At 54.8% G+C, this 10,534-nt stretch carries 9 protein-coding genes; 7 read left to right on the top strand and 2 right to left on the bottom strand.

Going from position 1 to position 10,534, the window contains the following annotated elements:
• The first annotated feature begins 40 nt into the window (after positions 1-40).
• The 7 genes from MCJ35_RS03050 to MCJ35_RS03080 are packed head-to-tail and all read left to right on the top strand — an operon-like array spanning position 41 to position 7,383.
• Positions 41-1,723 (top strand): DUF8193 domain-containing protein, encoded by a 1,683-nt coding sequence (locus tag MCJ35_RS03050; protein ID WP_025483062.1) that lies wholly within the window; start codon positions 41-43, stop codon positions 1,721-1,723.
• An 8-nt stretch (positions 1,724-1,731) separates the two neighbouring features.
• On the top strand, positions 1,732-2,367 hold the full coding sequence (locus MCJ35_RS03055) for a hypothetical protein (protein ID WP_025483061.1): 636 nt from the start codon (positions 1,732-1,734) through the stop codon (positions 2,365-2,367).
• A 3-nt stretch (positions 2,368-2,370) separates the two neighbouring features.
• Positions 2,371-3,066 (top strand): TraC-like domain-containing protein, encoded by a 696-nt coding sequence (locus tag MCJ35_RS03060; protein ID WP_025483060.1) that lies wholly within the window; start codon positions 2,371-2,373, stop codon positions 3,064-3,066.
• Entirely contained in the window at positions 3,059-4,891 is a 1,833-nt protein-coding gene (locus MCJ35_RS03065; protein ID WP_240299348.1) for a VirB4 family type IV secretion system protein, read from the top strand. Before MCJ35_RS03060 ends, MCJ35_RS03065 begins: the two co-directional genes overlap by 8 nt.
• Complete coding sequence (locus MCJ35_RS03070; RefSeq protein ID WP_025483058.1) at positions 4,891-5,718, top strand: C39 family peptidase; 828 nt, start codon at positions 4,891-4,893, stop codon at positions 5,716-5,718. Before MCJ35_RS03065 ends, MCJ35_RS03070 begins: the two co-directional genes overlap by 1 nt.
• Before the next feature lie 19 nt (positions 5,719-5,737).
• Positions 5,738-6,730 (top strand): hypothetical protein, encoded by a 993-nt coding sequence (locus MCJ35_RS03075; RefSeq protein WP_025483057.1) that lies wholly within the window; start codon positions 5,738-5,740, stop codon positions 6,728-6,730.
• Positions 6,731-6,756: 26 nt separating this feature from the next.
• A complete protein-coding gene (locus tag MCJ35_RS03080; RefSeq protein WP_025483056.1) occupies positions 6,757-7,383 on the top strand; it encodes a helix-turn-helix domain-containing protein in 627 nt (208 codons plus the stop codon).
• A 111-nt stretch (positions 7,384-7,494) separates the two neighbouring features.
• Here the strand turns inward: MCJ35_RS03080 and MCJ35_RS03085 are convergent, their stop codons facing one another.
• Together MCJ35_RS03085 and MCJ35_RS03090 are read right to left on the bottom strand one after the other, a co-directional pair.
• Entirely contained in the window at positions 7,495-9,393 is a 1,899-nt protein-coding gene (locus tag MCJ35_RS03085; protein WP_240299349.1) for a sensor histidine kinase, read from the bottom strand.
• Positions 9,394-9,416: 23 nt separating this feature from the next.
• A complete protein-coding gene (locus tag MCJ35_RS03090; protein ID WP_025483053.1) occupies positions 9,417-10,157 on the bottom strand; it encodes a LytR/AlgR family response regulator transcription factor in 741 nt (246 codons plus the stop codon).
• Between the last annotated feature and the right edge of the window lie 377 nt (positions 10,158-10,534).

The following is a 10,534-nucleotide window of genomic DNA, read 5'->3' on the forward strand; positions in this document are numbered from 1 at the left end:
AGTTTTTCTGGCTGTATCTCTTATTTTTTTGGAGGTGTAGATGAAAAAATTATACGCTCTTTTTCTGTGCTTTGTGATAGCACTAAACATTGCAGCCCCGGCATATGCGGCTGATTCGAATATTGACAGCGGCGGTGGAAATATGGGGGAGGCAACAGGAGCAAGCTGGTGGTCGCCTGGGCGTGACGGTGTACGGATTACGGTAATCCGTGACAGTGATAATGCCCCGGTGACAGCACCGGTTGATTTTTCCAATGGAGGGAACAGTGATATTACTGTCCATTTTGAAAAGTCAAGTAAACTGTCCTACTGCAAAGGGACAAAACTGGCACTTGATACGGATAAATACAAATGTTTTAGGCCGAAACAGGCCATGCCCTATATTATAAACTCCAAAAGCCGTCCGGCCAGTATTACGGCTGTCCGAAGTTATTTTTGCAGGGAGGGGACGATGCAGGATATTGCCGCTGCCACGGGATTTCCCTATGGGGAGCTGGTTAGTGGGGCATATAAGGTATTGCTGGAGCCGATTGTATATGTCAGATATCATGACATTATGTTTGCAATGACCGCGACAGAGGCGGCATTATATAATAAGATGGTATCGGGAGATTTGAAAAATAATCTGACCAATGTCACGCATAAAAACCTCCCGATGGCAATGTTTTTAGAAACTGCGGACTTAGGGTTTCCGGCTTGGGATGGAGCAATCGATCAGGTTCAGGATGATGAGACTATTATTAACAACTTGGGATTGGGTATCATCCGTTTTTCCGCGCCAGACCCGGAACCGCCTAAAGAAAGCGATGTCACCTATCGTTGCGACACGGAAGTGATTACCTCCGTCCTTTTATCTGCCGGCTCCCAGAAAACACCGGATTCACCAGCGTATGCCCGTTTTACTATCAACGGAAAAACATATTCACACACGGATATTTATATCCCAAAAGGTGACAGTCAGCTTGCATGGGTGAAATGGCGGACGCCAAAAGAGCCGGGAATCATTACAATCACAGTCCGAAGTAACTGTTCTGTCAGCACAAGGACAATCACGGCGCAAGTCGTTACGGTTGATGAGAATCCGCCGCCCGACCCGCAGGCAAATGACAGGAATGACGGCTTTTCCATACCTTCAAAGCCCAGCAAACCAAATATAACCAGCCTGACATGGGGCGAATGGGATTGCTGGTGGCATGAGCATTGGGTGTGGCATAGTGGTGATGAGGACGATGACGGATATTATTGTGACCATGGGTGGTGGCAGTATGAATGGATTCCGTATTCAGCCAGCTTGACCGCCACATTCCAGACCAAACCGGACGAAAAGAACCCTACCGCATCCGGCAGGCAGATGAAAAGCGGATATGGGCTGAACGCCAGCGTGTCGGCACAGGTGCGCTCCAACGCACCCAGCAGTCAGATCACGGGACTTCAGAACGTGGTGGCATACTTCCCTGAATTTAACTATGCGACTTATTGGCGGCTCTTAAAACGCCTGAATACCGGCCTGTCCAGCAGCTTTGAACTTCAGAAAAACAAGTACAGCACCTATGGCCGTCCATCACATTTTTCACCGGTGTGGTTCCCTGATGGGCGCTACACCACCTATGCGGAATGTATCGACGCATGGACGCCCGCCGGTATGCTGCAAATCAACCTGACCGATGATTTGACCATTAAAGATTCCGTTTTTGATGATTGGCACATCGGCCCTGCAAGGTGAGGTGATCCATGGGAAACCGGGCAATTTATCAAATCCTTGAGAATGGCGAGAGTGCTGTTTTTACTTCCCACAACGGGGCAAACGCGCTGTCGCCGCTGCTGCGGCTGGCACAGGCAAAGGAAATACAGGCAGGGCTTGCAGAGCCGCTGACAATCGCCCACATTTTCACCCACTTAGGCGATGACGGGCAGTATCACAATCCGCGCCTGCCGGATGAGGATATGTTTTGCGCTCCTGTGAATCCGGAACAACGCCGCGCCCTTCAGGAAAGTTACAACCACCACAGCGGATATGAAATGCACATCACCCTTGACCTCGATCACGACAACTGCAACCTTTCCTATAACCCAAACTGCCCGTGGTATCGCACCATGGGCAGTTTGTCGATTTCCCTGACGGACGGGCTTGCCAACGTGGAAAGGCTGCTGGAGCATGGGCGGGAACGTGGGATTACTGATTTTTACAGGCTGCTTGCCATCTACGACCGCAGCACCGGCCTTGCTGAGATGCTGGAAAGCGCCCGTGGCTCCATGCGGATGGAGGAATATCTGGATTCCCCGGAAGCAGAGGAACAGCGGCAAAGATACCGGGAGCTGGCGGGCTGTCAGGCAGAGCCGGAAAACGAAGAAATGGAGGAACAATAACCTATGGAGGGACTTTTATTCCCAATTATCATGCTTACCGTCACCCTTGTGGGTGGCGGTATTTTTCTTTTGGTACTGAAGCACCAGAAACCCAAACACCAGAGCGGCGAGGAAAGCGCCGCCATCCGCACGGCACAGGAATTTATCAACGTCCGGGATGTAAAGGATAAGTACCTCTACACCAAGGACGGGCTGGTGCTGACGTTCCTGCGGGTTCACTCGATCAGCATTGACCTGTACAGCAAATCTGAAAAGCACAGCCTGATCCGGCAGCTCACCGCCGAGCTGTCCGACATTCAGTATCCGTTCAAGTTTATGGCGGTGAGCCGTCCTGTGGACATTTCCCCCCTGATTGCGGATATGCAGTCCATGTTAAAGGAAGCAGGCGACAAACAAAAGGAACTGCTCCGGCAGGAGATTTTGCAGATGAGCGGCTATGCGCTCTCCGGCGAAATCGTGGAGCGGCAGTTTTATATCTCCATTTGGGAGAAGCAGGAGGACGGGGCGGAAAAAGACCTGTTCAAACGTGCGGCTCTGCTGGCGGAGAAATTCACCGGCAACGGGATTGGCTGCGATGTGCTGAACGAAAAGGAAATTGTCCGTCTGCTGAACCTGATTAACAATCCGTCCTATACCCATTTGGAGGACACCGAGTACAGCGCAAGCGTACCGACGCTGAAGGAGGACATTTATGCGTAAACAACAGGCAGTACAGGAGCAGGACGTACAGAACAGCGCCCTGCTGAATGTCATCACTCCCGTGGGGCTGGAATTTCAGAAGAACAGCCTTTCCATCGGGGAAAATCTCGGAAAGGTTTATGGCCTGATCCGCTATCCGCAAAAGGTGGAGGTGGAGTGGCTTTCCAAAATCACCAATATCCCCGCCACGATTGTGTCCATTGGCTTCAAGCCGGTGGACAATGCCACCCTGATTTCCGCTATCTCCCGCAGCGTAGTTCAGCAGCGGGGTTTTGCCGAGGGCGCCAAAGACCCGCTTTCCCGCCAGAGGGCGGAAAAAGCCGCCGAGGACGGCGAAAAAATCATTATGCAGATCGACCGGGAGGGCGAAACCGTGGGACTGATGAGCGTTCAGGTATGCCCCATCGCCAAGGACGATAAAACATTCAAAAAGGTGTGCCGCCGTGCGGAGAGCGTGGTCAGCGTGATGAAATGCAAAATGCGGGTGATCCCCAATTTACAGCAGGAGTGCTTCCGCCACTTGTCCCCCTCGTTTCCGAACAGTGGGAAGATGGAAAGCATCTTGCAGAAAATCGTGCCGATGTCCACCTTTGTGGGCGGCTTTCCCTTTGCGTCCAGCGGCTTCAATGACGGGGCTGGCTACTACTTTGCACAGGACTCCAGCGGCGGGCTTGTGATTGTGGATGTGTGGAAGCGCGGCGGCGACCGCACTAACAGTAATTTTGTTGTTATGGGCAATTCCGGCGTAGGCAAATCTACGGCAATCAAGCACATTATCATGTCCGAGTATATGAAAGGCACGAAAATCCTTGTCGTAGACCCGGAATCCGAGTACAAAGACCTCTGTTACAACCTCGGCGGCGACTGGATTAACGCCGTGGGCGGCGCTGGCGGCCGGTTCAACCCCCTTCAGGTGCGCCCGTCGCCCCGTGACGATGAGGGTGAAAAGGAAGCCGACCGGCTCTACCGTGATGAGGGGTACGGCATGAATGACCTTGCCCTGCACATGAAGAACCTTGAAATCTTTTTCAGCCTGTATATCCCCTCCCTGACCGATATGCAGAAAGCCGTGCTGAAGAAGTGTCTGGTGGAGCTGTACCAGCAGTTTCACATCACATGGGATACGGATGTGGCGGAGTTGAAGCCCACGGACTTCCCCGTTTTCTCAGACCTTTACAAGCTGGTAAAGGAAAAGGCGGATATGGAAAAAGACCGGCAGGCATACGCCGACCTTTCCCTGCTTCTCTACGATATTGCCGAGGGTTCCGACAGCTTTATATGGAACGGACACAGCACCATCGCCACGGACAGCCCCTTTATCTGCCTTGATACCAACGCCTTGCAGGAAACCAGCGACAGCATTAAGCGGACGCAGTATTTCAATCTGCTGACCTACTGCTGGGAACAGATGAGCCGGAACCGGGAGGAACGGGTACTGCTGATCTGCGACGAGGCATACCTGATGATTGATCAGAAAGTACCGCAGTCCCTTGTGTATCTCCGCAATGTGATGAAAAGGGCGAGAAAATACGAGGGGGCGTTGGGAATTATCAGCCACAGCGTCATTGACTTTTTATCCGAGAGTATCAAGCAGTATGGGCAGGCGCTTCTTGACATTCCCTGCTATAAGCTGCTGATGGGTACGGACGGTCCGAACCTGAAAGAAACGGCGAAGCTCTACGATCTGACCGAAGCGGAGCAGGAGCTTCTGCTTGCCAGAAAGCGCGGACACGCCCTCTTTATGGTGGGCGCCAAGCGGCTCCATATCAATTTTGAGATTCCGGATTACAAGATGTTTTATATGGGGAAAGCGGGTGGCCGCTGATGGCAGTAGACCCGATTACCGCAAAAATCTTAGCGAATCTGGCGGTGCAGACCGCCACCGATGAGCAGGCGCGAAAACGCCTGCTCATCATCATTTTAGCGCCGGTCATTTCCCTGCTATTGCTGATTGCTTTCATTGTGTATCTGCTCACAAGCCCACTTTCCCTATTTGCGGAGTGGGCGTTTGGCGGGGACGAGCTGACGGCCATTGAATCGCTCCAGCAGGGCTATGGCTATAACCAGAACCTCGGTATTTTTGAACAGGACTATATTGACGGCAGCGGACAGTCCTACGAGGGTGTTACATTTACAGACGGCGGCATGGAAGTGACCTATTACAACCAGCTTGATGAACGCTGGGCAGATGTCATGTACGGCACGTCCAGCACCATTGGGGAAGCCGGGTGCGGCCCCACCTCCATGTCCATTGTTATTTCCACGCTGACCGGAGAAGCACACGACCCCGTAGAACTTTGCAACTGGTCCGTGGCAAACGGCCACCGCTGTGAGGGGAACGGCTCTTATCACAGCCTGATTCCGGCCGCCGCTGCCGCTTATGGGTTGACCTGTGAGAAGAATCTGGACGCGCAGGGCATCGTGGACGCTCTTTCCTCTGGCAAGCTAGTGGTGGTCATTATGAGCAAGGGGCATTTTACAAACGGCGGGCATTTTATTGTCCTGCGCGGTGTGACGAGCAGCGGGAAAATCCTTGTGGCAGACCCGGCCAGCTACCGCCGCAGTGAACAGGAATGGGATTTGTCCATCATTATGAATGAGTCCAACAAGGCCGGAGCAGCCGGAGGCCCTTATTGGGCGATAGGGAGATAACGGAAACGGAGGGAATACTGTGATTTTATATCTATCATCTACCCAGCACACCAATCTGCTGGATTTCACCGGGCGGTATGACCCGGACAGCGATATGCCCATTAAAAAGCTGGTAGGCAGCTATATGCTGAAACAGTTTGTGGTACACGATATGCGCAATTTCAGCCACTTCACAGATGTGGTGCTTGACCGTCCGGCATTTGGGGATGACGATACCGAATTTGCCGAAGCCATTGAAGAATTTTTGACCATGTACCATGCCAGAGTGACGGTGATCTGCGAGGGGCTTACCCCTGCCGATCCGCTCTTTCAGGCGCTCCTTGACAGCGGCGTGGGCAATATCGTCTGCGATACCGAGATTGCCGCCATTCAGCAGGAGATTACCGAGTGCTTGAGTGAAACCGGCATGACCCGCTATAATCCCAAGGAGCGACCAGCGCCGGTGGGCGGCGTGAAATACCGCTTTGACTGCCAGAATATCCGTATCGCAGTGGTTGGCGCCCAGCCGAGGATCGGCGTTACCACAGCGGCCATCAGCCTGTGTCACTGGCTTCAGAGTGTGGGTGCCACGGCCTGCTATGTGGAGGATAACGAGAGCAGGGTTCTCCCGATTCTTGCCCGGAGCTATGGCATGGAGCAGGACGGGGACGGCTGGCGTTTTGAGGGAGTGCAGTACCGCAGGCAGGAGCCGGAAATGCCGGTCAACTTTATTGTACGGGATATGGGCAGTGCAGAAGCGCCGCCACAGGACATGGAGCTGCTGGTTCTGCTCTGTGGAACAAAAGCATGGGAACTTCCACATACGGCCAAGCTGAAACAGACACAGGACGGCAATCATGCCTATCTCCTGTGTCCGTTTGTGTTGGAGGACTCCAGAGCGGATGTAGCGGAAGCATTGCAGGATGATTACCATAAGGTGCTGTTTCTGGACTATCAGCCGGAGCCGACAGACGGAACGGCCAATGCAAAGCAATTCAAAATGATGATAACGAAATATATTGCCGGGGCATGACGCCCCAGCGTTAGGAGGAATTTTTGATGATGACAAAACAAGCCGAGTTAAAGCAGAAAGCCTATCAGAGTGGATTAAAGAGCCGTGCGCTTTCCATTCTGATTTACCTGATTGACCGTTCTAATAAGGACTTGACCTGTTTCCCGGCCATCCCTACCATGGCGGAGCAGCTCCACATTTCCGTTTCCACGGTGAAGCGTTCCCTGCATGAACTGGTGGATGCCGGTTTCATCAAAAAAGAAACCAGATTCCGTGAAAAGAACCGGGGGCAGACCTCTAATCTCTATATCCTTGTGCAGCCGGAGGACGCGCCGGAGCTGACATCCGCCCCGGATATGAAGAATCATGTTGCAGACGTACAGAAAGCGGCAAAGCGGCCCTGCGGGGTGCGGCACATTACCTTTGCGGATATAGAAGCCCAAGAAACAGAGTTGGAAGTAATTACGGAGAAAACCGTTGATACGGAACAACAAAACAGTCAAGAACATTTGTCTGTACTCAATAACAGCACCCCCGTTCACTTGCTGTTTGAGCGGTACGTCCACCATGTGTGGGAGGTGCAGTTTATAGGAAAAAGCACAGGACGGAAATTGCCCTGTGCTTCTCTTTTTACTTACTGGACGGGGGTGGGGTTCAGTTTGCACCCTCCTTGAACTACTCAGTCTAACGGTTTAGAAAAGCGTAAATAATAAATGTGTATTCATAAAACGGACAGTTCCATGCCAAATTGGAAGCACGGGGAATACCACTTCCCATGGGACAAATCAAACTGCGCCAGAGTGTGTTTCATCCTGCGGGCGTGGCCGGTTAATCAGAAACCGCAGCCGGAATATACCGTCCTCCGTCACGCTGTACTGATAGACCGCCTTGTGCTTTGCAAAAAAGGCGGCGATGCTGCGGGTGCCGATGCCGTGGCCCGGTGCGTGGGTGATGGGAAAGCCCTCGCCGTCAAACGCCGCCTTTCCATCGCAGGTGTTGGAGATTTCAACGCAGAAATGGGGCGCGGACACCGCCGTGACTTCAATTCGCCGGGGCGTGCCCTCCGGCAGCTTTTCACAGGCGTGGATGGCGTTTTCCAGTGCGTTTGCAAACACGGTGGAAAGCTCCGTCTCGTCCACCGGCAGCTCCGGGGCCAAGGTCATGCGGATTTGCACCTCTATGTTCCTGTCCCGCGCCTGCTCCTCATAATAGGCCAGCAGCGCGTCGAGCACGGGGCTTTTGCAGTAATGCGTCAGGGCGGTATCGGCGAGCCTTGCGTCCGATTTTCCCAAATGCTCTAAGGCGCCGGCAATGTCGCCCCGTTCCAGCATGGCGGTCAGCGCGTGCAGGGTAAAGCGCATATCGTGGCGGTAAAGCCGAATCTTTTCCTCGCTGCGCGCCACCATGTCCTGTTGGCGGCGCAAGGCGGACACCTGGATGATGAGCATATCCGCCCTGTTCTGACTTTCCGCCATGCGCCGGATGGCGTCGCCCACGCTCATACCGGCGCACAATACAAACAGCGCAGCGCCGCACCAGTAGAGGGGCAGCGAGGGCAGGCCGCGAACCACCTGTTCCAGCACCGCGCCCACATAGGCGGCAAGGCCGCCGGAAAACAGGCAGACCACGGCCAGCGCGGCGATGAGCGCTCCCAGCCCCGCCAGAAACACCCGGAATCCCCGGTTGCCGCTGTGCGCCTCCAGCACGGCGTACACCAGCGTGGCGGCAATGGAGAGGTAGAGCGCCTCGGTACCGTAGGTATAAAAGTTTTCCGGTATGGGCAGGCCAAATAAATAGAGCAGCGGCGGCAGCAGGGAGACGGCGGCGGGAATCAGAACCAGGGCCGCCCGAATCCTCCCGCGGCCCCGCTCCATCCGGCACAGCAGATAGCAAAGGGGCAGCGCCGTAAAGAGGGGCGGAATCAGCGCCGCCACCGGAATGTCCAGCGCGGAGTGGTACATGAGCTGTATATCGTATTCCCAAAGCTGATAGAACGCCTGCAATGCCGTCGCCAGCGTGAGCAGGAGCATGGGCCAGTCCCATCTGCTTTGAATCCCGCCGTAGAGGAACAGGCCCAGCAGCAAAAGGGCGGCGGTCATGTAGGCCGCGGCGGGCATCCCCAGCCGGTTTGCTGTGGTGGCGGTCAGGGCGTCCTCCGCCGCCCGATTGGAGAGCAGCACCGTGGGCGTGCTCTCGTCCGCCGCGTCCTGTGCAAAGACCAGCGTCAGCGTTTTGCCGCCGTAGCCGGGGGGCAGTGTGAGCCGGGGATTTTCCCCGGCCGCTGGAACCTCATAGCCCGCGGGCAGTTCCACCTGCGCCGCGTCCTCCCCGGAACCGGGGGCAGTGGTATAGAGCAGTTTTCCATCCAAAAACACGCTGACCGGCCCTTCCAGTTCCAGCGTGGTATAGCCGCTCTCCTCATAGGCCGGGTTCAGCACGCGGGAAAGGTAGACCGTGCCGGTGATCTCCGCCGACTCTTTGGGGGTAAGCGCTACGCGAGCGCCCGCCTCGTCCAGCCGGTAGATGTCCCAGCCTCTGGCGTCGGTAAAGATCGGAGTCAGCGGCAGTAGTTCCGCGTCCGTCACGGTGTAGGAGTGGAACAGCGCCAGCGCCGCCAACCCCAGAACCAGATAGAGAAGCGCCAGCGCCAACGCCGGGATACGGCGGTTTTTTCTCGTTTCCATAGCTGCTTTCCTTCCCGCCGCCCTCATGGGTTTAACCCCCTTTTCAAAGTAAACTCCAAAAACCGCTCCCGCACCTCGCCGCGCTTTAAGCGGGGAATCAGGATTTTGCCGCCCTCCCGCATCAAAAAGCAGCCCTGTTCCATGCTGTCCACATAGAGCATATTCACTAAAAATGACATACCGACCCGCAGGAAGCGTTCATCCTCCAACAGCGGCGCCGCCATCTCATCAAAGGAGCCGCGCTTTGCGGCGGTGACAGTCCGCTCTCCGCAAAGATAGAAAACGGCGGTGTGGTTCGTTCCCTCCACATAGCGGATGTCGGAGAGGCGGATCAGCGAAACGCGATCCCTTGTTTTCACCGTCAGCACCTCGCCCTGCTCCCGGAAAAGCTTATTCAGCACCCGGTCCAGCTGGGCAAACAGCGCCGCACGTTTCACGGGCTTCAGCAGATAGCCGGACGCCTGCACGCCGAAGGACTCCACCGCATAGTCCGGGGAGCTGGTAAGATAGACGATCACCGCGTCGGGGTCGTCCTCCCGGATGGCCGCGCCGAGGGCAAGACCGTCCGGCTCCGGCATCATCACATCCAGCAGATAGATGGGAAAGCCGCCCTGTGAACGGATACATTCCAACAGCTCGCTGCCGGAGGAAAACGGCCGCAGCTGGGCGGGGATTTCGGGATGGAGGCGGACATACTCAGCGAGCAGAGCCGTCACCTCATTTAATTCCTGTATTTGATCATCGCAGACAGCGAGCTGCAGCATGGGCCGCACCTCCTTTCCTAAATTTCAAGGGGCAAACAGTCAATTTTCGTACATTCAAGTGCAATTTTCGAACAACGCCCCAAAAATATCGTTTTTTTTGCTAAAGTAAAAGTAACAAACGGACAGGCTCCTGTCAAGCCGAATCCGCCCAACAGGAAAACAATAAGGAAACAGTTGAGGGGCGCGCCCCTCAACTGTTTCCGGGGATATCCCCGGAAACAAAACCATTTGATTGAGGTAATACCCACAAGTTCAGCGTGTGGTGTTGCCTTGTGCGAACAGGAGGGATTTGACAATGCGTAAAGACATGAGAAGCCACTGCTTTGCCGAGGACAGTCCTCTGAAGGAGCCGCGGGTGGGTGGGAGCGTCTGGCCGC

The sequence above is a fragment of the Enterocloster sp. OA13 genome (genome assembly GCF_022440595.1).
Lineage (GTDB): Bacteria > Bacillota > Clostridia > Lachnospirales > Lachnospiraceae > Enterocloster > Enterocloster hominis.

What these genes read in the sequence shown, in the direction of transcription:
- MCJ35_RS03070 (WP_025483058.1), top strand. Translation starts at nt 4,891, where the DNA reads ATGGCAGTAGACCCGATTACCGCAAAAATCTTAGCGAATCTGGCGGTG.
- MCJ35_RS03065 (WP_240299348.1), top strand. Translation starts at nt 3,059, where the DNA reads ATGCGTAAACAACAGGCAGTACAGGAGCAGGACGTACAGAACAGCGCC.
- MCJ35_RS03085 (WP_240299349.1), bottom strand. Translation starts at nt 9,393, where the DNA reads ATGGAAACGAGAAAAAACCGCCGTATCCCGGCGTTGGCGCTGGCGCTT.
- MCJ35_RS03080 (WP_025483056.1), top strand. Translation starts at nt 6,757, where the DNA reads ATGATGACAAAACAAGCCGAGTTAAAGCAGAAAGCCTATCAGAGTGGA.
- MCJ35_RS03090 (WP_025483053.1), bottom strand. Translation starts at nt 10,157, where the DNA reads ATGCTGCAGCTCGCTGTCTGCGATGATCAAATACAGGAATTAAATGAG.
- MCJ35_RS03060 (WP_025483060.1), top strand. Translation starts at nt 2,371, where the DNA reads ATGGAGGGACTTTTATTCCCAATTATCATGCTTACCGTCACCCTTGTG.
- MCJ35_RS03050 (WP_025483062.1), top strand. Translation starts at nt 41, where the DNA reads ATGAAAAAATTATACGCTCTTTTTCTGTGCTTTGTGATAGCACTAAAC.
- MCJ35_RS03055 (WP_025483061.1), top strand. Translation starts at nt 1,732, where the DNA reads ATGGGAAACCGGGCAATTTATCAAATCCTTGAGAATGGCGAGAGTGCT.